The sequence below is a fragment of the Candidatus Njordibacter sp. Uisw_039 genome (assembly GCF_047730075.1).
In the GTDB taxonomy this organism is placed as follows: domain Bacteria; phylum Pseudomonadota; class Gammaproteobacteria; order Pseudomonadales; family Balneatricaceae; genus Njordibacter.
The window spans coordinates 1,047,267-1,073,424 of sequence record NZ_CP159831.1; the positions used below are offsets into that span (position 1 = coordinate 1,047,267).

Consider the following 26,158-nt stretch of genomic DNA (forward strand, 5'->3'; position numbering starts at 1 on the left):
CGGTTTTTTATTGGCTAAAATCAGTAAAAATGAGTATATTAAAACTTACTAAATCACATCCTTATAGGATATTAAAAATGATTGAAATCACTAATTTAGGCAAACGATATGCCAGTGGCTTTGTGGCCTTAGATAACATAAACCTGAGCGTTAAAAAAGGTGAAATTCTTGCTTTACTTGGCCCAAATGGCGCCGGTAAAACGACTCTCATATCCACCATTTGTGGCATTGTTAACCCAACCTCAGGCAGTGTTACTGTGGGTGGTTTTGATATTATTAAGAACTATCGTCAAACCCGCAGCCTTATTGGTTTAGTACCTCAAGAACTCACTACTGATGCCTTTGAAACACCTTGGAATAATCTCACATTCTCTCGTGGTTTATTTGGCTTGCCCAGGAATCCACAGGTGGTTGAAAAGGTTTTGAAAGACCTGTCCCTATGGGATAAAAAAGACGACCGTATTATGACTTTGTCTGGAGGCATGAAACGTCGTTTATTAATCGCTAAGGCGCTTGTTCATGAACCTCAGGTGTTGTTTTTAGATGAACCCACTGCGGGTGTAGACGTAACCCTGCGACAAGACATGTGGCGCATGGTAGATGAGTTACGCAATCAAGGCGTCACCATTGTATTGACCACCCATTACATTGAAGAAGCAGAAGCTATTGCCGACCGTATTGGTGTGATTAGCGGCGGTAAGTTGTTATTGGTTGAAGATAAACAATTATTGATGTCTCGAATGGGCCAAAAACAACTTAAAGTTGAATTGATGGAATGCCTTGATGCCATGCCGACTGTGCTAGCAGAACAAGGCTTTTGCCTTGCTGAAGACAGTCTAAGTATTGTTTACCACTACGACAAAGATGCACCAGAAGTGGATATTGCAGGTCTTTTACAGTCTGTCTCCAGTGCAGGCTTAGGCGTGAAAGACATACATACACAAAAAAGTAGCCTGGAAGAAATATTTGTTGACCTAGTGGAGGACGCAGCATGAATGTAAGAGGCATGTGGGCCATCTATACTTTTGAAATGTCCCGTACAAAGCGCACTATTACTCAAAGTGTGGTCTCACCGGTGCTTTCAACGGTGCTTTATTTTGTGGTGTTTGGCGGTGCTATTGGGTCACGCATAGAGTCTGTTGGCGGCATTAGCTACGGTGCTTTTATTGTGCCTGGTTTGATCATGCTATCCATCATGACCCAAAGTCTGTCTAACGCCTCTTTTGGTATCTACTTTCCACGTTTCTCAGGCACCATTTATGAAGTGCTTTCTTCACCTATGTCCTTCTGGGAAGCGACTGTGGGTTATGTGGGTGCTGCGGCTACTAAATCGCTATTAATTGGTCTAATTACTCTTGCTACAGCAGGTTTTTTTGTGCCGATTCAAATCGCCCATCCATTTTGGATGTTAGCCTTCTTAATTCTCACTACCATTACCTTTAGCCTATTTGGCTTTCTCATAGGTATTTGGGCTGATGGCTTTGAAAAGTTACAATTAATTCCTCTCTTGGTAGTTACCCCAATGGTGTTTTTAGGCGGAGCATTTTACTCCATAGATATGCTGCCGAGCGCCTGGCAAACCGTTACTATGTTTAACCCCGTGGTGTATTTAATTAGTGGTTTCCGTTGGAGTTTCTATGAGATTTCTGATGTCAGCGTAGGTGTTAGCTTACTTATGGTGATGTTGTTTATGGGTATTTGTTTGGCATTGATCGCTTGGATCTTTAAGACTGGGTATCGACTAAAGCAATAACGGTATGGTTGTAACCTGCGTTTAAACAAGCACAAGCATAAGGTGATGTTAATTCTTAATTGATATGTTCCTTCCGCAGCTACTTTAGTTTACATTACAGGTCGATTAATGATTGGTGTCACTAACTTTGAATAGCAGCATAAATAACCGAAAAGGGATATTGTTAATGCTCGCCGCGATGGCGGGGTTTACGATAGAAGATGCGTTCATCAAGCAGCTTTCTAGCACTATCTCTATTGGTCAAATTCTAATTACTATTGGCTTGTGCAGTTCTGTGTTTTTTGCAATCGTGGCCCTCACAAGTGGGCACAGCTTATTGTCATCTAACCTATGGACGCGAGCAACACTGACTAGGATGTTTGCAGAAGCTATTGCTGCCGTGGCATTTGTCACGTCACTATCGCTTGTCCCTATATCAACAGTTGCGGCGGTGTTTCAAATAACGCCTTTAACAATCACTATGGGAGCTGCTCTATTCTTAGGTGAACGTGTTGGATGGCGCCGATGGCTGGCTGTTTTTGTTGGCTTTATTGGTGTTTTACTGATAATAAGGCCGGGATTTGGTGGGTTTAATCCATCAGTGTTGTGGGTGCTCGTCGCTGTTTTGGGCGTGGCTGTTAGAGATTTGGTGACTCGAGTTATTCCCTTTAATGTTGAATCTTCAATAATTTCTTTTCAGGCTTTTTCGTCTATCGTTATCGCTGGGACAATAATATTACTCGTTAGCCCTCAAGATATTGCTCCCATCGCAGACAAAGAATTAGTTTATTTAGGCTGTACTATCGTTTTTAGCATTTCAGGCTATTACGCTATCGTCTCGGCAATGCGTGTGGGAAATGCTTCTGTTGTGGCGTCTTTTAGGTATTCAAGGCTGATATTCTCTTTGTTGGTTGGCGTATTCATTTTCAACGAGAGCGTTGATATGCTCACTCTTATCGGGTCAGTGATCATTATAGGATCAGGTTTGTATACTTATCTAAGAGAACACAGGACCCTTATGGAGAGCAGGAAAATCAGTGAGATGATATTGTAATGTCTTATTACTAGCATCGAAGTTAATTTACGGGGCTTACTCGGGCATGAGTAATTCATGCCCAACCACCTCATCCATTATGCCGTAGGGTACTCTAAACGTTTTGCCTTCTAACTTAATGAGGGCGTAATCCTTACACATTTTAATTATGGTGCAATTAACGATATTGCCCTTGTCGTTAACCCTTATAATGTTGTAATTGTGCAGTGATATCGCCATTTTTTAGACGTCCTTTAGAGCAGCCAACTTGGTGACAACAGAGTCTGGAATATTACAGCTTTTAGACATTTTGAAATTATAATAAACGCCTACACCAGTACTCTTTGCTACTAAACAGTTTTGTTTGGTACTCCATAATTTGTGCTCTAGCTCGATCTTCTTAGCACCTGTTTGAGTGGCTGTGCTGAATACAATAATGGTATCAGGGTAGGTAACTGGTGCCAGGTAGTCACATTGGATAGAGGCCAATATGGCTGCAATACTTAAGTTTTTCATGTTACTGCTCATGTCCAACTTTTCAAACAGGTCAATGCGGCCATCTTCAATGTAGCGGATAAAAACGGTGTTATTAAGGTGTTGGTAGGCATCCATTTCACCCCATTTCACTCTAATCTCTGTGCTAATAGGGTATTTTTTTTCTAATGTTGCTAAATCCATGACGTTACTTCCTAATTAACCTCAAATCCGTGGGCATATGGGTCCCTAGGATCGACAATGATAGTGTTATAACCTGTGACTTGAGCCCAGCCTTGAACACTTGGCATAATGGCAGGATAGGGGCCAACTTGTGTAGTTGATTCCACACGGCCAATAAATTGGCTGCCGATAATGCTTTCATGGACAAACTCTTGTCCATCTTGCAATAAACCCTTGGTATGCAGTTGCGCCATGCGCGCGCTGGTGCCGGTGCCGCAAGGTGATCGGTCTATGGCACCACTGCCATAAAACACTGCGTTGGCGGCACTAGAATCTTGTTTGTGAGGTTTTCCAGTCCACATAACATGACTAATGCCATTGACACTTGGATCTTCTGGGTGCACACAGGTGGCTACCTTATTTATGGCTTCCCTTACTAATGGGCTGTAGCGCAGCACTTGGGCAGCGGAAAACTGCTCTAACCCTGGAAAGTTTGTTTGAGGTTCGATGATGGCGTAGTAATTGCCACCGTAAGCCACATCTATCTTTAGCTCGCCTAATTCTGGGCACTCTACCACAAGGCCTTCGTGGACCAAATAACTCGCCACGTTGAAGATACGTACGGAGTCTATTAAGCCATCTACGTCTTGTTGATATTCAATACGAATTACTCCTGCTGGCACTTCTAAGGTCAGTTGTCCTTCAATTTTTGGTGTCCACAGGCCTTCCTGCAAAGCAGTAGTAACGGTACCTATAGTGCCATGACCACACATGGGCAAACAGCCACTGGTTTCTATGAATAAAATAGCACCATCGTGCTCTGGATTGTTTGGTGGGTAGAGTATAGAACCAGACATCATGGCGTGGCCGCGTGGCTCAAACATTAATGAGGTCCGCACCCAGTCGTGGTGTTGCAAAAAATCTTGCCGTTTTTCGCTCATGCTGTTGCCATTGAGTTGAGGTCCTCCTTTGGTGACTAAGCGAACAGGGTTGCCGCAGGTGTGGGCGTCAATACAGTTAAATGTATGTATGGTCATAAGGCATAGAAAATGAGAAGTCCGTATTACTGCATGGTACAATGTCCAAGCTTAATTAACCTAACATTCTATGCACTTTGGCTAATCAGTCACAAAGTCTGAGTGAAAAAGAGAACCCCTATTGATGAAACTACTTGTCGACTTTTTACCGATCGTCATCTTTTTTATTGTTTATAAAATGACGGGTGATTTGATCCTTGCCACAGCCGTACTGATTCCTGCAACCATGTTACAAATGGCTTACACCTGGTGGGCTACAAAGAAAATAGAAAAAATGCAGTTGATCACCTTAGTATTGGTGGTAGTGTTGGGTGGCCTTACAGTGGCTCTGCAAGATGGACAATTCATTAAGTGGAAACCTACCATCGTTAATTGGCTATTTGGTTTGGGTTTCTTAGGCAGTCAATTTATTGGCAAAAAACCCGTGGTACAGCGGTTGATGGAAAAAGGTGTACAACTGCCTACCCACATTTGGCGTCAACTTAATTTAGCTTGGGTGGTGTTTTTTGCTGCCATGGGCAGCATTAACTTATATGTGGCGTTTAATTACAGTGAATCTACTTGGGTCGATTTTAAACTGTTCGGCATGCTTGGCCTTACTTTTGTATTTATTCTAGCCCAAGGCGTTTACATGTCTCGTTTTATGCCTAAAGACAGCGAAACAGAGGATTAATTATGCTATTTGCCATTATTTCTCAAGATGTAGAGGATAGTTTAGCTGCACGGTTGGAAGCACGGCCAGCGCATGTAGAGCGGCTCAAGGCATTAGATGCACAGCATCGGTTAACGCTAGCTGGCCCTCACCCCCACGCCTCTGAAGAAGGTTTTACAGGCAGTTTGGTGGTGGCCGAATTTGCTGATCTTGCAACTGCACAAGCATGGGCCGCAGAGGATCCCTATGTTGCTGCAGGTGTATACGCTCAAGTGACGGTTAAGCCGTTTAAACAAGCCTTTCCGGCACAAGGATAAACCTATGAAGCAACTATTAACGGCTATATTCGCCCTAAGTCTAAGTTTTAACTTATGGGCAGAAAACCCTAAGATTGAGTTAGAAACGACCCACGGTAGTATTATTATAGAATTGGATTCACAAGCTGCTCCCATAAGTGTAAAGAATTTTTTATATTACGTGGATGTTGGTTATTACAGTGCGACTATTTTTCACCGGGTTATCCCAGGATTCATGGTTCAGGGTGGTGGTTTTGGTGCTAACGAAAAAACCAAAGCGGGTACAATAAGCCCCATTGTTAATGAGGCCGACAATGGCTTGTCTAATCTGCGAGGCACCGTAGCGATGGCCCGCACTAGCGACCCTGATAGCGCCACAGCTCAGTTTTTTATTAATCACCAAGATAACCCATTCTTAGATAAAAGTGCCGCCAGTGCGGGCTATGCGGTGTTTGGGAAGGTGATCAAAGGTATGGAGATTGTTGACCTTATTGCGCAGTTACCTACTAAAACTAAAGGTATGTATCGTGATTGGCCGTCTGAGTCGATTCACCTTTATGAAGCTTATCACCTCAATAAATAATATTGAGGTATGCAAACCAGCCACCGCAAGAAAGCATTTTCTGATCCTCAAAGTTTGGCTGCAACACCTACGGTTGCGGCTGCTTTAAGCGCCAAGTTTCACAAAACTTCCACTCAAGTAGACCAACGGTTTAAAGAACTTAAAACTGTTTTTTTAGATTCACACTTATTTCCAACCACTCACACATTATTACCAAGCACTCTAACACCAAGCGATGCGGATTCGAGTGCTGCAAAGGCCACGGTTCAAGTATTAGATAAAGATTTTGGCGCTGGCTTAGATTTTCTAATCACGTGGAAACTTTGGCTGCAAGCTAAGGAATACCAAAACCAAATTTCACAACTTAGCTACCTTGCTATTTGTGAGCAACCTCTGAACCTAGAGGACCTTAAGCAGTTACACCAAAATTGGCCTCAATTAAAAGTTTTAAGCCTACAACTTCAAGGCCAATACCCAGAAGCTATTAAAGGGTTCCATCAGCTTGATTTTGGGAATGTAAAGCTAATTATTGTACAAGCTGAGTCTGGGCAAGCCTTAGCACAAATTAAGGGTGAGTTTGATGTTTACCTTGGTGGCGAAGAGCTTGGCCCGGATCCGATTTATATACCGCCATGGCAGCGTCCGTATCTGGGTATCAGTCAAAATAGCAAGGTGGCTATTATTGGTGCTGGTATTAGTGGTGTAGCGACTGCGTACAGCTTATCTCAGCGCGGTTTTGATGTGACCCTCATAGAACAAGGCCCATTGCTAGCCAGTGGTGCTTCAGGTAATCGACTGGGTATGCTGTATGCCAAACTGCCAGACAATGCCACCATAGCGGGGCAGTTTCACCAACAGGGTCTTCAACACAGCATGGCGTTGCTAAAACGCATTGTAAGTTCTAAGTATTGGCAAGCTTGTGGTTTATTACAGTTAGCCACTAGCACCAAACAAGTGGCTCAAATGCAGGCAGTGATAAAGCGCCAATACCCTTCGTCTTGGTTGCAATGGTTAGATCAAACCGAAGCAGAAAAACTGGCCCTACAACCCCTTAGTGCAGGGGGGTTATATTTTCCCAACAGCGGGTGGGTATCACCGGTAGATTGGTGTGAGTCTTTGTACACACAAAGTGGCGCAAATTTGTGGCTTAATACCAACGTACAAGTTATGCAACAAACCCTCAATCAAGGCTGGCAACTTAACCTAAACGGTGACCATACAGGCCAGTACGAATTTGATGCTGTAGTGCTTGCCAACGCCAATGGTGCTAAAGACTTATTATCTAAACAAGCTATACCGTTAAAGTCCATTCGTGGCCAAGTAAGCTATGTAGAAGCAGAACAAAGCCCAGCGCTGGTGGTGTGTGGCGAAGGCTATGTGACACCAGCCCAGCAAGGCGTATTTGCAGTAGGAGCTAGCTATAATTTACAATCTGTTGATGCGGAGTTGTTGGTCCAAGACCACACTGATAATTTGGGTCGTTTAAGTGACGTTTTACCCAAAAATAAGGGGCTTGGGCTAAACTCTATCACAGGTGGCAGGGTGGGGTTTAGAGCTGTAACACCGGATTATTTGCCCATGGTGGGGCAGTTGGCTGATGAATCTCAGATATTAGATCGGTTTGCTAAATTACGCCAAGATGCTAATTATAAATTTGCTGACGGCATGCCTTATTTAACAGGGCTTTATATTAATGCTGGCCATGGCTCCAAGGGCTTCATTAGTGCTCCTTTAAGTGCCGAGATATTAGCCTGCCAGATGGCAAAACAAAGCCTGCCTGTGGCACAATGTGTGGCTTGGGGTTTAGATCCCAACCGTTTTATAATTCGCGACTTAATTCGCCGTAAACGCTAACCGAGATCCGTCCTGTGAACCCGACTAAGATTAAACTTCATAAAAGTAGCAACACTCTAGAACTTAGCTATGCAGAAAGTGCAGGGGAAGTTACCTACACCCTAACTGCAGAATATCTGCGCATTTCATCACCCAGTGCAGAAGTGCGGGGCCATAGTCCAGATCAAGCGGTGCTTCAGGTGGGCAAGAGCAAAGTTAAGCTTGTAGGCATAGAGGGAGTGGGTCACTATGCCGTTCAACTCAAATTTGATGATGGCCATGACACTGGTTTGTACACGTGGAATTACCTGTATGACCTTAGCATTAATCAGCAACAGCACTGGGCCGATTACTTAGAGCAATTACACCAGGCTAAACAAAGCCGAGACCCACACACGAGTGTGGTTCAGTTTGTTTAGCTGATAAGCTTATAAGATGACAAGGTGATTAGGGAGTTCGTCTTGATCATGGGTAGATGGCACATGCTCGGCGAGCAAATCGCCACAGGCTTTAATAGCACCAATGAGCCCAGCCTCGGTGCTGTTGGTTTTTATTAGGGTTAATAATGAAGGCCATTGCTAAATTTGCAAGCAAACAGGGTAATTAATTTAGTTTTGGCGTAATCCAATCAGACGGCCAGAATTGGCATCTCCTTGATATAAACTAAAATGTCCGTCCTTCCTTTCTTTGGCATGGCGCAGGAGCATGGTCTTTATAGCCGGATAGGCCAGTTGTTCTAAAGGCAATGTATGTTCGGTGAACCACTCCACAGCTAGGGACTCTGGTCCCATTTCATGGGTTTGTTGAACAAACTGAGCCCGATAAATAATATGCACCTGATGCATGTGCTGGACATTAAATACTGAGTAAAGCCCTAGTATTTTTACCTCCATGCCCGTTTCTTCCAGGGTTTCCCTCTGGGCTGCAAGCTCTGTGCTTTCACCCATTTCTAGATATCCCGCAGCAATAGTCCAGGTGTTCTTTTGAGGCTCAATAGCACGCAAGCACAAGGCGATTTTGTCATTTTGTTCGATAATACAACCGCAAATAATAGTCGGATTGTGGTAGTGCACATGGTTACACTGGACGCATACTAAACGCGTATGAGTATCCCCTATGGGTAGCTTTTTATGTAATTCACTAGAGCCACAGTGGCTACAATAATTCATATCAAGGTTATCTTATCTGCTGCAGGGCAATGGTTCCAAGGGCTTGAACATGGGCAACGCCGGTTGGCCTAGCTGCATCACCATCACTATCATGGCTCCAAATACTATCCCAGCAGTACTCAGTGACAAGTTCCTGCAGGGCCCATGTAAAATGGTTTGCTATATCCATGTTTGAGTCTGACATCAGTTAATCCTTAGTCAATAGCATGGGGGTGATTACAAACCGCCCATCAACATATATTTGATTTCTAGGAAGTCTTCAATGCCATAATGTGAACCTTCTCGGCCTATGCCTGATTCTTTTACGCCACCAAAAGGCGCCACTTCGGTGGAAATGATACCTTCATTAATTCCTACAATACCATACTCCAAACCTTCGCCAACACGCCATACACGGCCTATATCACGGGTATAGAAATAGGCCGCTAAACCGAATTCGGTGTCGTTGGCCATAGCAATAGCTTGGGCTTCATCCTTAAACTTAAAGATAGGTGCTAAAGGCCCAAATGTTTCTTCTGTGGCGACTTTCATGTCTGTGGTGGCATTACCAATAATAGTAGGCGTAAAGAAGCTACCACCCAAGGAATGGCTTGTACCGCCACATATAAGGTTGCCACCTTTACTTAAGGCATCTGCTATGTGGTCTTTTACTTTATCAATGGCGCCCTGATTAATCATAGGGCCTTGTGTCACACCTTCGTCCATGCCGTTACCTACTTGAAGTTGGGCTACTTTCTCGGCGAACTTAGCAATAAAGGCATCGTACACGCCCTCTTGTACAATAAAGCGGTTAACGCAGACGCAGGTTTGGCCTGCATTACGATATTTACCTGCGATGGCGCCCGTTACAGCCGCGTCAAGGTCAGCATCGTCAAACACGATAAACGGAGCATTACCACCTAGCTCTAAAGACACTTTCTTTAGGGTTGGTGCACATTGCTGCATTAACAACTTGCCCACAGGAGTGGAGCCAGTGAAGGTGAGTTTGCGGACAGTGGGGTTGCTGGTTAGTTCTGCACCAATGGGGCGAGATTGACCAGTAATGACATTAAATACGCCAGCCGGAATACCAGCTTCTTCTGCTAATACGGCTAGAGCCAAGGCAGAAAAAGGAGTCTCTGCTGCTGGGCGTACTACAAAACCACATCCTGCAGCCAATGCTGGGCCACACTTGCGGGTAATCATGGCAGATGGAAAGTTCCATGGCGTAATGGCTGCAACTACACCAATAGGCTCCTTAGTGACAATGATCCGAGCATCAGCCTTATGAGTAGGGATAACATCGCCATAAGTACGTTTGCCTTCTTCGGCAAACCAGTCAATAAAACTGGCAGCGTAAGCAATTTCGCCTTTGGCTTCAGTTAAAGGTTTACCTTGCTCTAAGGTCATGATTTTAGCAAGATCATCTTGATTGGCCATCATGAGGTCGAACCAGCGGCGCAGGATAACCGCTCGTTGTTTGGCTGTTTGTTTACGCCAACTAATCATAGCTACTCGTGCTGCTTCGATTGCTCGAGCGGTTTCGACAGCAGTCATATCCGGGATGCTACCGACGATTTCTCCATTGGCAGGGTTAGTTACCTTAATAGTAGCGCTTGAATCGGCATCTAACCAAACACCATTAATATAAGCTTGCTGACGAAATAGTGCGGGATTGGTTAGTTGCATGATGTGGATCCTATTATTAGTAGTGGCAATGGGTCGTATGTGCTGTATTTTATATTAAAACGTTCAGAATATTTAAATTTTTTTAATGCCCCGTTTAAAGTAGTATATTAACTGAAGTGTGAGATTTTTTTCATTGAGTACATGACCAATGAATCAGCCATGGGCTTAAATCTAAACCTATGTCATGGATAAAGACCATAGGACTTTTGCTGGGTTATGGCTTATCTTATGCTTGGTAATGGGCGCCCACTAGGCTTGGGCTTCTGCTGTGGCTTTTTCTGCTGCAATTTCTTCCATATCCATATAGCGGTTGCCGATGCGAGGGTGCGCGCGGCCGCCATCTGAGCCACCGAGTACAACGATGATTTCATCAGCTGATGGAGCATCTTCAATGTGCATTTCTAAAGTAATGTAGTGGGAGCGAAAGCCAGCGTCGTCTTTATGCATCATAGGGATTTGAATGGATGTTCCAGCTGGCCCACGTTTGTTGGTGAAGCTTAAAAAGCTTTTTGCGTTAACGGCATCTCGATAGTGGTTGCCAAAACGTAAAGTGTGAATGATGGCAGAGGCATGTTCAATTTCGCCGTTTAAGCCAATCACGGCAGCTTTACCGTAGGCCTCAATAGCGTCACCGCTAGGGAAGTGAGATAGCATTGCAGCTACCATTTCTTCACCTAGTTCAGAGCACCCGGCAGTGATTTTTGGGCGGAGGTTTTCTACAAAACCTTGGCCTGCCCATGGGTTTTTAATGATATACGCCACGCCCACCATTTTAACAGGTGTAGAGGTTGATTTACCGCCTTCAATGCGAATTTCTTCGATGCTAGTAACGACTTTACGTACTTCAAAATGCATGATTTATTCCTAATTAAAGCCAGTCATAACTGAAAGTTAGGCATAACTTTGTCTATAAATAACTGGAGAAACTTTTTCTTTTGGGTATGGCGTAGGCCTTTATCGCTCTATGTGGAGCAGCAAAGAAAATTTCATAATAACAACTTCCTAACCTATGCTTCCACAGTCAATAAACCTGCTGTTTGTATTATGGCACACAAAAAACATGACATGCAGTCTTCCACTGAGCTAATAAGATGTCAAGCTTCAGTATAGGTAGATATTATGTCCACAATTGTCTAACCTTACGTTGAGCACATGTATTTAATTTAAAACGTTTTATAGGCGGTCCCTATGTTTCAATCTTTTTTTCCTAATCCTCGATGGTTTTTTATAACACTCGTCGTCTGGGCAAGTTTATGTATTGGTGTTTGGTATGGCTGGGGAGATAAGTTAGGAACCTTGTTAGGTTTTGAATTGCCTGGTGAAGATGCTGAACCGGTGCTTGGTTTGGGCCATTTTATTAGCACTGATTTTATCTGGTTTTACCTTTACTTTTTCACTACCCTAATGCTGTTCGGTATAGTGTGGATGCGTGTTGCACCCCATGAATGGCAATTATGGTCTATTTTTGGCACAGCCCTCATACTGTTTAGTACCTATTTTTCGGTGCAGGTGTCAGTAGCAATTAACACTTGGCGGCGGCCCTTTTTTGATAGTATTCAAGAAGCTCTTGCAGAGCCAGGTAGTGTAACAGCCAAAGAGTTGTACGACCTGATTATCATCTTTGGTGAAATTGCTTTTTTGGCTGTCATTGTGTTTGTAATGACCCGTTTCTTCGTTAGCCACTATATTTTCCGCTGGCGTATGGCTATGAACGAGTTTTACGCCTCTAAATGGACTCAATTAAGGCAGGTTGAGGGTGCTGCACAAAGGGTACAGGAGGATACCATGCGTTTTGCAGGCATTATGGAAGGTTTGGGGGTATCGTTAGTTGACGCCTTTATGACTCTGATCGCTTTCTTACCCGTCCTTTGGTCGTTATCTCAATATGTTACTGAATTGCCTATTATTGGCAGTATCGCTTCTCCTCTATTTTATGCAGCTATTTTTTGGTCTATTTTCGGTACCTTTCTGATGGCCTTTGTTGGCATAAAGTTACCTGGTTTAGAGTTTCGTAATCAAAGAGTGGAAGCGGCTTATCGCAAAGAGTTGGTCTACGGTGAAGACCATGAAGACCGTGCACAGCCCTTAACTCTAAATGAGTTGTTCAGTAATGTGCGTAAAAATTACTTCCGGTTATATTTTCATTACATGTACTTTAATGTAGCGAGAAGTTTTTATTTGCAGGCGGATAATTTGTTTGCCTATATCATCCTCATTCCAACCATAGTTGCAGGCACCATTACCTTTGGTATCTTGCAGCAAATTCTCACCGCTTTCGGACAGGTTAGCAATTCATTCCAGTACTTAATTAATTCTTGGCCAACTATTGTTGAGCTGCTCTCGGTATACAAGCGTTTACAGTCGTTTGAACGAGTACTGCATGAAAAGCCACAAGTGGGTATTGACCAACAATTCCTTGAGAGTGGCGAGGATGTTTGATCCATCCAGGAGCACTTAATTGTCATTGCGCTTTTAACAGATGCCGCAGCCTTTGAGTATGATGTGTTTAATAGAGTCAGCTGCTGCTACAAATGCTGGCTCTGTTAAATGCTGTGTCTGTGTAGCAATGAGAATTTGTGGTTCAAAGTCAGCATAATATTGGGTGCTGGCCCAAATCATAAAAATCACATGGGCAGGATCTAAGTCATCCATTTTTCCTTGAGCTATCCAGCTTTCAAAAATACTCATGCGTTGCTTAAACCACAGGCGGTAATCCTGCTGCAGATATGCGCTCAAGTGGGGCGCTCCACTAATCATTTCTTTAGCAAACAGGCGCGACGCCGTAGGGTGGGTGCGGGAAAAATCTATTTTTGCATCGATATATCGGCTTAGTACATCGGCCGGTTCATCATGACTAGAAAGCTCGTTAAATACGGTATCCCAAAGGTTGAGAGTGTTTTCCAAAACTGCACCATAAAGGCCCAGTTTGTTAGAAAAGTAATAATGGATGTTGGCCTTAGGTACTTGGGCAGACTCAGCGATGCGTTGCATGGTTGCACCACGAAAACCATGACACGCAAATTCCGCTTCGGCGGCTTGCAAAATTAAGTCCCGGCTTTGTTCCCTAATGCGTCCAGGCTTATATGGTCCTCTTGAGATATTTGTGGTCATGGGGTGTGCCATTAATTACTAGAGCGATAATGCGTATTATACGTAATGTTAGGTTAAATGAAAAGTTGACTAAATAGACAAGTATTGAGAAGATGTTACTCTAACGAACTAGAGTACCGTAAATGCACCTGTTATTAAATCAAACTGTTATTGAGATAGTAGATCCAGCAGCAGACACTACCTTATTGCAGTGGTTAAGAGAATCTCAACACTTAACGGCCACTAAAGAAGGCTGTGCCGTTGGAGACTGCGGTGCCTGCACGGTTATCGTCGGCCAATTAGCGCAAGGTGCGATTGCCTACACCAGTGTGAACGCCTGTATTGCTTTATTGGGTAGCCTCCATGGCTGCCATGTGATCACCTTAGATACTTTGCAGGGCCCTAGATTACATCCGGTACAGAAAGCTATGTTGGACTGCCACTCGAGTCAGTGTGGTTTTTGTACCCCAGGATTTGTGATGTCTCTTGTGGTTTGGTGGCTCAATACGCCAGCAGATGCATTAGCTACGCCTGAGGCTTTTGCAAAGCACCGTCATGGTGTTGAACTGGCACTATCGGGTAATTTATGTCGCTGTACTGGTTATCATCCTATCCTTTTGGCTGCTGATCTATTAGCACCGATGGATCGAGCAACGGATCCTTTGTTTGATCAGGTGGGTGGCTATGGCCACTGCCTAGCTCAGTTGCAAAGCATGGCGTCCAAACCCCATCAAGTGTCTGCTGAGGCTTATGCAGTGCCGTCTAACCTTACTGAATTAGCTTTGGCCTATGAGGCATCTCCAGAAGCGCGTTTGGTAGCGGGGTCTACGGACTTAGCTTTAGACATTACCCACGGCCTTAAGTCTATTGATCGCCTGATAGATTTAACTGGCGTGGCAGAACTCCAGTTGATGGAAGAACGAGATAAGCAAATTCATATAGGTGCAGGTGTAAGCCTTAGTGAGGTAGAAACTTTTTGTCAGAAGAACTTACCAGCTATGAGTGATTTGTTAGGTCGTTTTGCTTCACGCCAAGTACGCAATCGTGGCACCTTGGTAGGTAACGTTGCCAACAGTTCTCCCATTGCCGACATTCCTCCGTTATTACTAGTAATGGATGCCCAACTGATCCTTCAGCGTGGTTTAAATCAGCGCACTATTGCACTGAAAGAGTTTAACTTAGGATACAAACAAACAGCCTTAAATACAGGTGAATTTATTCACAGTGTCATATTGCCATTGCCATCGAGCGGTCAACGTGTTTGGGTGGAAAAAGTCAGTAAACGCGCAGAAGATGATATTTCTGCCACCTGTGTTGCCATGAGTGTGACTATGGAGCAAGGTACAATTACCCAGATCAATATTGCCTGTGGTGGTATGGCAGCCATTCCTAAAATGGCTAGTGAGACCCAACGCCAATTGTTAGGCCAAGCCCTAACACATCAACTGGTTGCTCAAGTTCCATTATGGCTTGCCCAAGACTACCAGCCCATTGATGATATGAGAGCCAGCGCTGCCTATCGTCAGCAGGTGACAGCCAACCTCGTTCAAGGCTTTTTAAAGGAGGCCATGCGATGAGAAAACTTCCTGACATCAACAGCCTAAAATCAACAAGTACTGTTCATCCTAATACTAGTGTAATGGGCAAACCTACGCCTCATGAAAGTGCCCAACTACATCTGACAGGTAAAGCACTATACATCGACGACATTGCAGCGCCAGAAGGGTGTTTGCACGCTTATGTAGGGATGGCAAATGTGGCATGTGGCCTACTAAAGCGTCAGGACTTAACTGCTGTTGCCGCTGCAGATGGCGTGGTTGATGTCATCACTGCAGAAGACATCCCAGGCCATGCAGACATTGGCCCAGTCTTTGGTGGAGACCCTTTATTGGTAGAAGAGCACATAAGCTACTTTGGTCAGCCTATATTTGCTGTTGCTGCAACTAGCCGCGACGCTGCCCGCAGAGCTGCACTGTTAGGCCAGAACGATATAGAGGCCACGCCACCTTTGTTAACCCTGGAGCAAGCCCAGACAAGTGGCAAAAAAGTTCGCCCGAGTCACAGCTTAGTAAAGGGCGACAGTGCTACAGCATTAACCGAATCCGTCAATACCCTCAGCATAAATCAGCATGTAGGTGGCCAAGAACACTTTTACCTAGAAGGGCAGGTGTCTCTCGCTATTCCCCAAGACAATGGTGGTGTATTGGTACACAGTTCTAGCCAGCATCCGAGTGAAGTACAAAAGCTGGTGGCCGAAGTACTGGCCTTGCCTATGCACAAGGTTGTGGTAGATATGCGCCGTATGGGTGGTGGTTTTGGCGGTAAAGAAACTCAAGCTGCACAGTGGGCTTGCCTTGCAGCCTTGTTAGCCGTGCGCAACCAAAAAGCTGTAAAGCTTCGCCTTGCACGAAGTGATGATATGACCCTTACCGGTAAGCGTCATCCTTTTGTAAACCAAGCGCAGGTGGGGTTTGATCAACAGGGGCGTATTACTGCAGTCAATGCAGAACTCAATGGCTTGTGTGGTTGCAGCCCAGATTTGTCTGATGCTATTGTTGATCGAGCCATGTTCCACACAGATAATGCCTATTACTTGCCAGCGGCAACGATTACAGGCCATCGTTGGTTTCAAAATACAGTTTCAAACACAGCATTCCGAGGATTTGGTGGGCCACAAGGCATGATGCTAGCTGAACAAATGCTGGATGACATTGCTCGCAGCCTTGGCAAAGACCCTTTGTTAATAAGACAAACCAATTTATACAGCCAAAATGAGCGCAACACCACGCCTTACCATCAAACAGTAGTGGGTATAGACCTAGAGCGTATTATTGATGAACTGGTCGAATCTAGTGACTATTGGGCTCGTAGAGAAGAAATTCGAAGCTCCAATCAAGAGGCCTTAAAAAGTGGTGGGCGTTACATTAAAGGCTTAGCCTTAACACCTGTGAAATTTGGTATTTCCTTTACCGCCATGTTTCTTAACCAAGCGGGTGCGCTAATGCATATCTATACTGATGGTACAGTACAAGTGAACCATGGTGGTACGGAAATGGGGCAGGGTTTACATACTAAGATCGCACAGATTGTTGCAACTGAACTAGGGCTGCCTTTAGAATATATTGAGGTCACTTCTACCCGCACTGATAAGGTGCCCAACACCTCTCCTACAGCGGCTTCAAGCGGCACCGACCTTAATGGCCAAGCAGCGCGTAATGCGGCCCTTATGATTAAACGGCGGTTAATTGATCATATTGTAGAAACTTACCAAGTTGAAGGTCAAAAGGTGGAGTTTAGAGATGGTAAAGTCTCATGGCCTAACCACTCAATATCGTTTTCAGAACTTACACAACAGGCTTACATGGCTCGTATCTCTATGTCTGCCACAGGTTACTACCGTACTCCAAAAATTCATTACGACCGTAAACAGGCTAAAGGCAGCCCATTCTTTTACTACTCCTGTGGTGCTTCTGTGAGTGAAGTAGAGGTGGATACCTTTACTGGTACTTATACGGTAACTAGGGTTGATATTTTGCATGATGTGGGCGAAAGCATTAATCCTGCCATTGATTTAGGTCAAGTAGAAGGTGGATTTATTCAGGGCATGGGCTGGCTGACAACGGAAGAATTAGTATGGGGGCAAGATGGTCGCCTACACACTGACGGTGGCGCGAGTTACAAAATACCAGCCGTGGGAGATACACCTAAACAGTTTAATGTGGCTTTGTTAAAAGACAGTAAAAATCATGAGGCCACTATTTATCACTCCAAGGCTGTTGGAGAACCACCCTTGATGCATGGTATTTCTGTGTGGTCTGCTTTACGGGATGCTATATGGGCTGCTGGTGGCGAACAGGTGAATCCTCAGTTGGATACGCCCGCCACGCCAGAGCGAGTATTGTGGGCGCTTCAGGCTGCTAAAATTTCTATAGCGGGCACTGCATTATGAACGCTTGGCTTGTGGCCCAATGGCAGTGCGAACAACAGAATCAAGCGTATGTACTGGCAAGTATTGTGGCTTTGCAAGGCTCATCACCTCGTGGTGTAGGTAGTAAAATTTTAGTCACCAAAGATAAGCAATTCGACTCCATAGGCGGTGGTCACCTAGAATACAAAGCGATTGCTCAAGCCCGTGAAATGTTGCTCCAAGGTGGCCAGACACAAATAATTGATTACCCTCTTGGTGCGAGCTTAGGCCAATGTTGTGGTGGTAAGGTGAGCCTGATGTTTGAAGTATTTAGTGTTACTAAAATGCCGGTGGTTGTTTTTGGTGCGGGTCATGTTGGCCGCGCATTGGTGCCATTGTTAGCGCAATTACCAGTGCAAGTGACATGGGTTGATAGCCGTTACGATATGTTGCCTAAAGAGTTGCCCCTTGGTGTGGTGGGTGTCCATGAAGAACACCCTCAGGATCATGTGGTAGATTGTTTGGTGGGTAGTTGTTACTTAATTATGACTCATCACCATGGGGTGGACTTGGCTCTCACCCAAGCTGTGCTCAACCGTGGCGATGCAAGCTATTTGGGAGTGATTGGTTCGGTGACCAAAGGGCGTAAATTCTGTCAAAGGTTGGCCGCGAAAGACTATTCTCAAGAGACCATTGAGCACTTGAATTGCCCTATGGGTAAAACTGGAATTAGTGGCAAACAACCCATGGAAGTGGCAATTGCTATTGCAGCTCAGGTGATGGACTTATATCAACATTCTAAGGCAGCTAGTCATAAAAGCCTTACTAAAGAAGATTCTGTAAACCTTACTAAAGAGATTCTAGAGCATGTCTGAACGTCTAATTCGTGGCCCGCTGTTGCATTGCTTAGGGGAGCCAGATAAGGATGAGGCAGCAGTTGACTATCAGCCTGATGCCTTGCTGTGGGTTCAGAATGGTCTAGTACACAAAATGGGTAACTATGAGTCTATTGTTAAAGAATTAAGTCCCACTCAACTTTCTAAGGTAGAAGATTGCAGTCAATATCTGATGGTGCCAGGTTTTGTGGATTGCCATATTCATTATCCGCAAACAGAAATGATCGCCGCCTATGGTACACAATTACTGGAGTGGTTAAATAGCTACACATTTCCTGTTGAATCTGGCTTTAAGGACCCAGCAAAAGCTGCTGCAGTATCTAAGGTATTTATCGACCAATTGTTAAACAATGGCACTACTACGGCTTTGGTGTTTTGTACTGTGCATCCAGAATCTGTAGACGCATTGTTTACTGAAGCACAAAAACATAATATGCGCCTTATTGCTGGCAAGGTCATGATGGATCGCAACGCGCCGGACAATGTATTGGATACAGCGCAAACAAGTTATCACCAAAGTAAGCAACTTATAGACCGTTGGCATGGTGTAGGTCGCCTACAATATGCAGTTACACCAAGGTTTGCACCAACCTCTACCGATGAACAGTTAGCAGCAGCAGGGCGTTTGTTAGCAGAGCATGAAGGGGTATATCTACACACCCATCTTTCTGAAAATGTGGATGAAATTGAGTGGGTAAAAGCACTGTTCCCAAAGGCAAAAAATTACTTAGACGTTTACGACCAAGCTGGCTTACTAGGCAAACGAAGTGTGTTTGCCCACAGCATTCATTTATGTGATAGCGAATGTGAACGTTTAGCAGAAACAGACTCTGCTGTTGCCCACTGCCCAACCTCTAATATGTTTATTGGCTCTGGTTTATTTCCCATGCAGAGGTTGCAGGACCATGGTATTAAAATAGGCATGGGCACAGACATAGGAGGTGGCACCAGTTTTAACATGCTCCAAACCCTGGCAGATTGCTATAAAATGCAGCAGCTAAAAGGCAATAACCTTAGCCCAGAACAAAGCTTCTACCTCGCTACTTTAGGCGGTGCAAAAGCCCTCGATATGGATGACAAAATAGGTAGCTTTGCAGGAGGTAAAGAAGCAGATTTCTTGCTGCTAGACCCTAATGCTACAGATTTATTGAAGTTTCGCACTAGCCATTGTGAAGGTTGGCGTGACTTATTGTTTGTATTACAAACCTTGGGGGATGACCGGGTGATCGCTCAGACTAATGTGATGGGTGTTGCGCATTGATTGGTGTCTAGAAAATCTATGGGTGTTTTGTTGCGGGCGAGTCTCGTTATTTTTCGCTAATCTTCATTCCAGTTCCAAGTCTATTGAACAGTGAGAAAATAGTTCAGCAGCTTTACAAATGATGACTAAGTCAGGACACTGGTTTCTCATACGTAGTTAGTTTGAAGTGCTTTTTTATACGGGAATCAATAACATGCCAAATCACACACGTTTACTTGCCAAGCGCCCCGTATCAGCGGTTAGCCTAGGCTGCATGAGCATTTCCCATGGTTATGGTGAAAAAAGCAGTAGCAAGCATAGTGAAATATTCTTGAATAAGGCCTTAGACCTTGGCTACACCATGCTTGATACAGCAGCGGTGTACGGTCATGGCCATAATGAATCCATGATTGGTGAATTTATTAGCCAACGGCGCAGCGAATTTTTTCTGGCCAGTAAGTGTGGCTTTGGTCAAAAGCCTGATAGTGAACCCAACATCAATGGTCGGCCTGAGTATATACGGGCTACCTGTGAAGCCAGCTTACAACGTTTACAAACCGACCATATCGATCTGTATTATTTGCATCGGCGTGACTTTAATGTGCCTATTGAGGATAGTATTGGTGCACTGGCTGATTTGCAATGTGAGGGCAAAATCGGTGCGGTGGGGGTATCGGAAATATGTGCAGCCGATTTGCATAGGGCTCACGCTGAACACCCGATAAGTGCGATTCAGTCGGAATATTCTCTATGGACGCGCAATGCCGAAATTGAAGTGCTCAAAGCAAGCCAAGAAATTGGTGCAGCATATGTTGCTTTTAGCCCCTTAGCTCGGGGGTTTTTAACCAACAAGTTACACGACACTTCAGAGCTAGCAGAGCATGACTTGCGCTACTCCATGCCGCGTTTTAATACCGATAACTACCCTGCTAATCTGTCTTTATTACCTGCTTATGTGAGATTGGCACAGCGCCAAGGTTGCACCCCAGCACAGCTGGCCTTGGCCTGGGTATTGGCTCAGGGTGATAATATCATCGCCATCCCAGGTACTAAAGACTTGGCACATCTAGAAGAAAACATTGGTGCTAATGAGCTAGTGTTGGATGCAGAAATTATCAGCAAGCTTAATGACTTAATCAACCAGCACACAGTGCATGGTGCACGATATAGTGATAAATCCCAGGGCACGGTTACTACAGAACAATTTAGCCCAACTGACTGACACAGATTTATACCATCAAGCCAGCCTGTTAGGCAGCATATCAACGCTGTCAGGTCGGCGGGTTACTATGATATGAGTTATATTTAACTACTAGCATCGGCAATGATCATTGCTGCCGCTTTCTCCCCAATCATGACGCATGTTGCATTAGTGTTACCACTAATAATCTTAGGCATAATGGATGCGTCGGCTACACGCAAACCTTTAATGCCATATACTCTCAAGGCCGCGTCCACCACGGCTAATTCACCTTGACCCATAGAGCAGGTGCCCACAGGATGGTATTCGGTTTCTGCCGTAGCTTTTATAAAGTCGCAGATTTGGGCATTAGAAAACACTTCACTTCCGGGGGAGTATTCATTGCTCATGAGGTCTGCAAAGGGCCCACTGGCAAGTATTTCGCGGCATATATCAATACCTTCACGCATACGATCAATATTGCCTTGGGTCTGCAGAAAGCGCTGATCAATGATAGGTGAATCTTTAGGACTGGCACTAGCCAAAGTGATCTGCCCTACGTCTGTAGGCCGTAAGTTGCAAGCATGAATAGTGATGCCGTGCTCTTTTAACTCGGGCACGGGTTTGGGAAATATCATTAAGGGTATAAAATGGAGTTGAACATCGGGTCGGTTAGGGCTGAATTTGGAGCTTGCAAAGGCACCACTTTCGGCGGCGTTAGTAACGCCTGGTCCCGATTTATTCCAAAAATAACGTATGCTGCTGGTTAGCGCCCCAATACCTTTGTCTAGGCCATATAGACTATTGGCTTCTTTGGTGCGCGCCAATACAGAAACGTTGAGATGGTCTTGTAAATTCTTGCCCACGCCTGGCAAGTTTACGTGCATTTCGATCTTGTGCTTCGATAGTTCATCCGCAGGGCCTATGCCAGAAAGCATAAGTAACTGAGGAGAACCGATTGCACCCGCGCTCAGAATTACTTCTTGACTAGCAAAAGCATGGCTTACTTTATTATCTACCTGATAGCTTACTCCCAGGGCCTTGCCATCTTTAATAATAATGCGCCTAACATGGGCTCCAGTGATGATTTTTAGGTTTGGGCGATCGGCAATAGGGTGTAAATAAGCCGCCGCGGCACTGCATCGTCTTGCCTCTTTTTGAGTAACTTGATAGCGTCCAGCGCCGGCTTGCTGTTGGCCATTAAAGTCTTGGTTATGAGCCATGCCCATCGCTACTGCAGATTCAACAAATTGGTCGCTTAAAGGGTGGGTATAAGACCTGTCACTTATGGTTAAAGGGCCATGGCTGCCATGGTAGCCTGGGTCAATGTGAGCACCTGAGTTTGTCTCGGACTGGCGGAAAAAGGGTAAGATATCGTCATAACCCCAACCCACATTACCAAGAGCACGCCATTCATCGTAATCTTCTCTCTGGCCTCGTATATGGACCATAGCGTTAATGGCACTGGAACCGCCTAATGTTTTTCCCCTTGGTATAGGGATTTGTCGCTGATTCATGGCTTCTTGTGGTGCGGATTGATAACGCCAATTGAGTTTTTTATGGTTGAGCAAAAATGTAATTCCTGCTGGCATGCGAATTAACGGATTGAAATCACGTGGACCAGCTTCTAGCAATAGCACTTCGCAATTCAGGTCTGCACTTAAACGGTTAGCCAATACACAACCAGCAGAACCTGCGCCGATAACGATGTAGTCGTAATAGTGGTCTTCCATGATGGGGCCTTTTTTTTGTTATATCCAAACGGGGGTGGTTTGCATCGACTCGGGTATAGCAATGCCCATGCGTTGCAAAATGCTAGGCGCAAGGGCTGTTTGAGCAATAACATGATCTTGTGCTGGCCCTTGAATGGGATTAGTAGGGTTGGCAAAGTAATAAATGGGAATGTCACGCATGATGGCTTCTGTGCCGCCGTGGTGGCCTCGTGCACTTTGGCCGTGGTCCGCGGTTACTATTACGTCATATCCTTGTTCCTGCCAGCGGGGGATAAAGTCTCCAAGGGCAGCATCTATAGTGTAACAGTTTTTGTCTATTTCGATTGAATCGAAGCCATAACGATGGCCTAAACTATCTAGGGTGCTGGAGTGGAATAAAAAGTAATCTGGCCGGTGACGTTGAATGAGTAAGCTCATTTGCCAGAATAGATCGATGTCTGAAGGCGTGGCAGTCAGGGCTTTGTTCTCCCCAGCCATGGTGTAAAATCGTGCGTGTTGAATGGGGCGGTTAACATCGTCCACCTCCATGTCTCGTAGAGGCTCAAACGGACTGGCTTGAAAATAGTCTGAAAAAAATGAATGGGCCACTGCTGCGGTGGTTCCACCTGCGGCTTTTACCGCGCTAAAAATGTCGGCATCTTCTAATTTGCCTTGGTGGTAGTTACTAGTGACGCCATGGTCTTGTGGTGTGAGCCCTGTGTGAATACTGGCATAGCAAGGGCCGGACACAGAGGGCAGGACAGATTGGCCCTTCCACAGGTTAGCTTCACCTGAATCTAACCAACCTTCTAAGTTACCCATGAGCTTACGAGCATAAGAATATCCTAGGCCGTCTAAAATGAGCAAAATAACTTTATTTTTCATGACTCTAAGGTCCATATCATTAGTATTTTTGAATACTTGTGTTATTGTATAGTGTGGTTTGCAGTGTGGCATTCTAGCTACTTAAAATGCAACCCCGCCAAGGATAAGATTGAAGTTATTAAGAGGCGCATATCGACCCTGTATCAGACACCAGTATTACCCAACTGCTCATCGGTTTAGCAGGCGGGGTAGCCTTGCTTATTTGGGGCTTAAAACGCGTGCAGCAGGGAATGAAACGAGCCTTTGGTGGCCGCCTCACTTATTTTATTCGTGACCGTTTTGCTGGCGTATGGTCGGCCCTAGGCCTGGGCGTATTGCTCACTCTTATTCTTCAAAGTAGTACAGCGTCTGCCTTGCTTGCTGCGTCCCTAGGAGTGCAAGGTGAAGCTGGATTGGCTCTGTTGTTAGGTGCCGATGTTGGTACCACCTTAGTTGCTCTCATTCTTTCCTTCGATCTTAGCGCCCTTAGCCCTTTGTTAGTGGCTATTGGTGTATTTATGGAATTACGCGCCAAAGATAAACGCCAACACGGCATCGGCGAAGCGCTCATGGGTTTAGGACTAATGCTGCTGGCATTAGGCTTATTGCGGCAACAGGCCGTGCCTTTGGAAGGTTCTGAACTCTTCAGCGAAATGCTGCGGAGCCTTGTCGCGGAGCCTTGGCTAGCTATATTATTTGCTGCTTTACTTACCTTCTTGTTACATTCGAGCCTAGTCATGGTGCTGCTATTGGCTGGCCTTGTGGGGGCAGGAGTGATTGGTGTTGAATCTGGCCTGTTGCTCATTTTAGGTGTAAATATCGGTAGTGCTGGTATTCCGGTTTACTTGTCTCGCAAGTCTAGTAACGCCAAACGGGTGGCACCCTTAGGCAACTTAATTTTACGCACTATAGGCGCCATGGCGTTTTCGCCATGGGTGACCGAAGTCCACACTGTGCTTAATTATGTGAGCGTGGACCCGGCTTGGCAGGTGGTATTAATGCATTGTTTATTCAATGTCACTGTAGCAGCCTTTGGTATGTTAATTGTGAGTAAGTTGGCAGGTTGGATTGATACGCGCCTGCCGCGAGAAACTTTAGCGCCTTTGCCAAGCCCTAAATACCTTAAAGATGTGCAAGATACTGCGCCCTCTGCGGCCCTAGCAAACGTCGTGCGAGACACTCTCACCATGGGTGAACTGTTAGAAGACATGTTGCGTGAGGTGCACTTAGGTATGACTGAACGTTATGATGCGCTGGAGAAAAAAATCCATCAAAGTGATGATATTATTGATGATTTCCACCAACAAATTAATGCCTACTTGTTGGAGTTAGGGGGTCAGGATTTAACTGAAGACGAACGTCACCGCTGCCAAGATTTACTACTATTTATAACGAATATAGAACATGCTGGTGATACCTTAGAACGTAGTATGACCTTGTTGCTGAAAAAGAAAAACAGCTTACACATTGATTTTACTGAATACGAAAACGAAGCACTAGACGCCAGCATGAAGACTATCTTCAAGGTGATGCCTATGTCTTTTCAAGTAATGATGAGTGAAGACGTGAGCAGCGCTCGTGGGCTTATACAGGCCAAACATGAGTTTAATACCAATCATCAAAAGTATTTAGATGGACAGCAACACCGGACCATGCAGGCTGATAAGGCTAACCCTGTGGCCCACTCTTTATTTACTGATTTGATGCGTGACATTAAACGCCTTCACTCACATTTTACCGCCATTGCATATCCTGTACTTAATCGTGAAGGTGAACTGAGAACTAGTCGTTGGCGGGGCTATAGCGAACCTCAGCCGATTACGGAGAGTGACGTGGTGGAAACTAATGTAGAGGTTAAGCGCTAGTGAGCACGGTAAAACGCCCATTTAATGCTAACAAGATCAAAGGCATCGTATTTGATAAAGACGGAACTCTATTAGATTTTCACGCTACATGGACACCCAGAGCACTTGCCGCAGTCATTGCTGTAGCTGATGGAGACCAAACTCTCGCGTTGACTATGTTGCAAGCAACGGGCTACGACACTGATGAAAATCGCGTGCTAGGAGGTTCTATTTTAGCGGCGGGTAATAATCGAGATATTAGTTTAGTGTGGGCACCGCTAGCAAATAAACCCGCTGATCAGGTGGAAGCATTGTTGAATAAAATGTTTGTAGTATCTGACTATGGTGACAGCATAGCTGTTAAAGATCTCACACCAAGCTTAAAGAATTTAGCGGATCTAGGATTAGTTCTTGGTGTGGCTACGATGGACTGTGAAGCAGGAATTGAAGCCACCCTTGGTGGCTTTGGATGTATGCACTTGTTTGACTATGCCGTAGGTTATGATTCTGGTTTTGGCAGCAAACCTGGCCCAGGTATGGTGTTAGGTTTTTGCCAGCAGACCGGGTTAAGGCCTGAGCAAGTCATGGTGGTAGGTGATAATACCCATGATTTACACATGGGCCAAAGTGCTGCAGCGGGTTTTAACGTGGGGGTGCTTACGGGCACTAGTACTAGGTTTGAATTAGAACCTGAAGCCGATTTGGTGTTGGATTCCATTGCTGACCTTGTGGCCCTCTGGTCATAAGCTATAGTAGTTTCGTGTTGTCGCTTTTCTTATACTCTAG

26 protein-coding genes are annotated in these 26,158 nt (G+C 45.0%); 16 read left to right on the top strand and 10 right to left on the bottom strand.

Translation table 11 applies throughout. The features are described from left to right. Positions 1-77: 77 nt before the first annotated feature. From ABXT70_RS04915 to ABXT70_RS04925, 3 genes are all read left to right on the top strand, one after another. Positions 78-995, top strand: a complete 918-nt coding sequence (locus ABXT70_RS04915) for an ABC transporter ATP-binding protein (protein WP_443642056.1) — start codon at positions 78-80, stop codon at positions 993-995. Next, entirely contained in the window at positions 992-1,753 is a 762-nt protein-coding gene (locus ABXT70_RS04920) for an ABC transporter permease (protein ID WP_443642057.1), read from the top strand. The genes ABXT70_RS04915 and ABXT70_RS04920 overlap by 4 nt, the downstream gene beginning before the upstream one ends. A gap of 115 nt (positions 1,754-1,868) precedes the next feature. After that, positions 1,869-2,786, top strand: coding sequence for a DMT family transporter (locus ABXT70_RS04925; RefSeq protein ID WP_443642058.1), 918 nt, complete (start codon positions 1,869-1,871; stop codon positions 2,784-2,786). A gap of 36 nt (positions 2,787-2,822) precedes the next feature. On the opposite strand, the gene ABXT70_RS04930 is transcribed toward ABXT70_RS04925, so the two are convergent. From ABXT70_RS04930 to ABXT70_RS04940, 3 genes are read right to left on the bottom strand one after another with little or no spacing between them, the layout of a single operon-like run. Next, positions 2,823-3,005: a hypothetical protein gene (locus ABXT70_RS04930; protein ID WP_443642059.1), complete on the bottom strand. Its 183-nt coding sequence runs from the start codon at positions 3,003-3,005 to the stop codon at positions 2,823-2,825. Positions 3,006-3,008: 3 nt separating this feature from the next. Further along, positions 3,009-3,443: an acyl-CoA thioesterase gene (locus tag ABXT70_RS04935; RefSeq protein WP_443642060.1), complete on the bottom strand. Its 435-nt coding sequence runs from the start codon at positions 3,441-3,443 to the stop codon at positions 3,009-3,011. 11 nt (positions 3,444-3,454) lie between these two features. After that, a complete protein-coding gene (locus tag ABXT70_RS04940) occupies positions 3,455-4,459 on the bottom strand; it encodes a 4-hydroxyproline epimerase (protein WP_443642061.1) in 1,005 nt (334 codons plus the stop codon). 124 nt (positions 4,460-4,583) lie between these two features. Between ABXT70_RS04940 and ABXT70_RS04945 the strand changes: the two genes are divergently transcribed. The 5 genes from ABXT70_RS04945 to ABXT70_RS04965 are packed head-to-tail and all read left to right on the top strand — an operon-like array spanning position 4,584 to position 8,221. Further along, positions 4,584-5,132, top strand: coding sequence for a septation protein A (locus ABXT70_RS04945; RefSeq protein WP_443642062.1), 549 nt, complete (start codon positions 4,584-4,586; stop codon positions 5,130-5,132). 2 nt (positions 5,133-5,134) lie between these two features. Next, on the top strand, positions 5,135-5,428 hold the full coding sequence (locus tag ABXT70_RS04950) for a YciI family protein (RefSeq protein WP_443642063.1): 294 nt from the start codon (positions 5,135-5,137) through the stop codon (positions 5,426-5,428). Positions 5,429-5,432: 4 nt separating this feature from the next. Then, complete coding sequence (locus ABXT70_RS04955; RefSeq protein ID WP_443642064.1) at positions 5,433-5,990, top strand: peptidylprolyl isomerase; 558 nt, start codon at positions 5,433-5,435, stop codon at positions 5,988-5,990. A gap of 9 nt (positions 5,991-5,999) precedes the next feature. Beyond that, a complete protein-coding gene (mnmC, locus tag ABXT70_RS04960) occupies positions 6,000-7,823 on the top strand; it encodes an FAD-dependent 5-carboxymethylaminomethyl-2-thiouridine(34) oxidoreductase MnmC (protein WP_443642065.1) in 1,824 nt (607 codons plus the stop codon). Positions 7,824-7,837: 14 nt separating this feature from the next. After that, positions 7,838-8,221: a gamma-butyrobetaine hydroxylase-like domain-containing protein gene (locus ABXT70_RS04965; protein ID WP_443642066.1), complete on the top strand. Its 384-nt coding sequence runs from the start codon at positions 7,838-7,840 to the stop codon at positions 8,219-8,221. Between the two features lie 189 nt (positions 8,222-8,410). Here the strand turns inward: ABXT70_RS04965 and ABXT70_RS04970 are convergent, their stop codons facing one another. The 4 genes from ABXT70_RS04970 to ABXT70_RS04985 all read right to left on the bottom strand — a co-directional run bounded on the left by ABXT70_RS04970 (position 8,411) and on the right by ABXT70_RS04985 (position 11,494). Further along, entirely contained in the window at positions 8,411-8,971 is a 561-nt protein-coding gene (locus ABXT70_RS04970; RefSeq protein WP_443642067.1) for an NUDIX hydrolase, read from the bottom strand. A gap of 7 nt (positions 8,972-8,978) precedes the next feature. Beyond that, a complete protein-coding gene (locus ABXT70_RS04975) occupies positions 8,979-9,155 on the bottom strand; it encodes a hypothetical protein (RefSeq protein WP_443642068.1) in 177 nt (58 codons plus the stop codon). A gap of 32 nt (positions 9,156-9,187) precedes the next feature. After that, a complete protein-coding gene (locus ABXT70_RS04980) occupies positions 9,188-10,639 on the bottom strand; it encodes an NAD-dependent succinate-semialdehyde dehydrogenase (protein ID WP_443642069.1) in 1,452 nt (483 codons plus the stop codon). Positions 10,640-10,888: 249 nt separating this feature from the next. Further along, a complete protein-coding gene (locus ABXT70_RS04985; protein WP_443642070.1) occupies positions 10,889-11,494 on the bottom strand; it encodes an amino acid synthesis family protein in 606 nt (201 codons plus the stop codon). A 333-nt stretch (positions 11,495-11,827) separates the two neighbouring features. On the opposite strand from ABXT70_RS04985, the gene sbmA reads away from it, so the two are divergent. Further along, complete coding sequence (sbmA, locus tag ABXT70_RS04990) at positions 11,828-13,078, top strand: peptide antibiotic transporter SbmA (protein WP_443642071.1); 1,251 nt, start codon at positions 11,828-11,830, stop codon at positions 13,076-13,078. Between the two features lie 33 nt (positions 13,079-13,111). Here sbmA and ABXT70_RS04995 read toward each other — a convergent pair whose 3' ends face one another. Next, a complete protein-coding gene (locus ABXT70_RS04995) occupies positions 13,112-13,750 on the bottom strand; it encodes a TetR/AcrR family transcriptional regulator (RefSeq protein ID WP_443642072.1) in 639 nt (212 codons plus the stop codon). Between the two features lie 122 nt (positions 13,751-13,872). Here ABXT70_RS04995 and xdhA point away from each other — a divergent pair, with 122 nt between their 5' ends. From xdhA to ABXT70_RS05020, 5 genes are all read left to right on the top strand, one after another. Continuing rightward, positions 13,873-15,306: a xanthine dehydrogenase small subunit gene (gene xdhA / locus ABXT70_RS05000; RefSeq protein ID WP_443642073.1), complete on the top strand. Its 1,434-nt coding sequence runs from the start codon at positions 13,873-13,875 to the stop codon at positions 15,304-15,306. Then, the gene (xdhB, locus tag ABXT70_RS05005) at positions 15,303-17,678 is read left to right on the top strand and encodes a xanthine dehydrogenase molybdopterin binding subunit (RefSeq protein WP_443642074.1); all 2,376 of its coding nucleotides are present in this window, start codon (positions 15,303-15,305) and stop codon (positions 17,676-17,678) included. Before xdhA ends, xdhB begins: the two co-directional genes overlap by 4 nt. Then, the gene (gene xdhC, locus ABXT70_RS05010; RefSeq protein ID WP_443642075.1) at positions 17,675-18,511 is read left to right on the top strand and encodes a xanthine dehydrogenase accessory protein XdhC; all 837 of its coding nucleotides are present in this window, start codon (positions 17,675-17,677) and stop codon (positions 18,509-18,511) included. The genes xdhB and xdhC overlap by 4 nt, the downstream gene beginning before the upstream one ends. Continuing rightward, the gene (guaD, locus tag ABXT70_RS05015; protein ID WP_443642076.1) at positions 18,504-19,793 is read left to right on the top strand and encodes a guanine deaminase; all 1,290 of its coding nucleotides are present in this window, start codon (positions 18,504-18,506) and stop codon (positions 19,791-19,793) included. Before xdhC ends, guaD begins: the two co-directional genes overlap by 8 nt. Before the next feature lie 193 nt (positions 19,794-19,986). Further along, positions 19,987-20,994 (top strand): aldo/keto reductase, encoded by a 1,008-nt coding sequence (locus ABXT70_RS05020; RefSeq protein WP_443642077.1) that lies wholly within the window; start codon positions 19,987-19,989, stop codon positions 20,992-20,994. Between the two features lie 83 nt (positions 20,995-21,077). Here ABXT70_RS05020 and ABXT70_RS05025 read toward each other — a convergent pair whose 3' ends face one another. Both ABXT70_RS05025 and ABXT70_RS05030 read right to left on the bottom strand, forming a co-directional pair. Beyond that, on the bottom strand, positions 21,078-22,685 hold the full coding sequence (locus ABXT70_RS05025; RefSeq protein ID WP_443642078.1) for a GMC family oxidoreductase: 1,608 nt from the start codon (positions 22,683-22,685) through the stop codon (positions 21,078-21,080). 18 nt (positions 22,686-22,703) lie between these two features. Continuing rightward, positions 22,704-23,549, bottom strand: a complete 846-nt coding sequence (locus tag ABXT70_RS05030) for an alkaline phosphatase family protein (RefSeq protein WP_443642079.1) — start codon at positions 23,547-23,549, stop codon at positions 22,704-22,706. Between the two features lie 194 nt (positions 23,550-23,743). Here ABXT70_RS05030 and ABXT70_RS05035 point away from each other — a divergent pair, with 194 nt between their 5' ends. Together ABXT70_RS05035 and ABXT70_RS05040 are read left to right on the top strand one after the other, a co-directional pair. Further along, a complete protein-coding gene (locus ABXT70_RS05035) occupies positions 23,744-25,393 on the top strand; it encodes a Na/Pi cotransporter family protein (RefSeq protein ID WP_443642080.1) in 1,650 nt (549 codons plus the stop codon). After that, positions 25,393-26,118 (top strand): HAD family hydrolase, encoded by a 726-nt coding sequence (locus ABXT70_RS05040; protein WP_443642081.1) that lies wholly within the window; start codon positions 25,393-25,395, stop codon positions 26,116-26,118. The genes ABXT70_RS05035 and ABXT70_RS05040 overlap by 1 nt, the downstream gene beginning before the upstream one ends. Positions 26,119-26,158 lie beyond the last annotated feature (40 nt).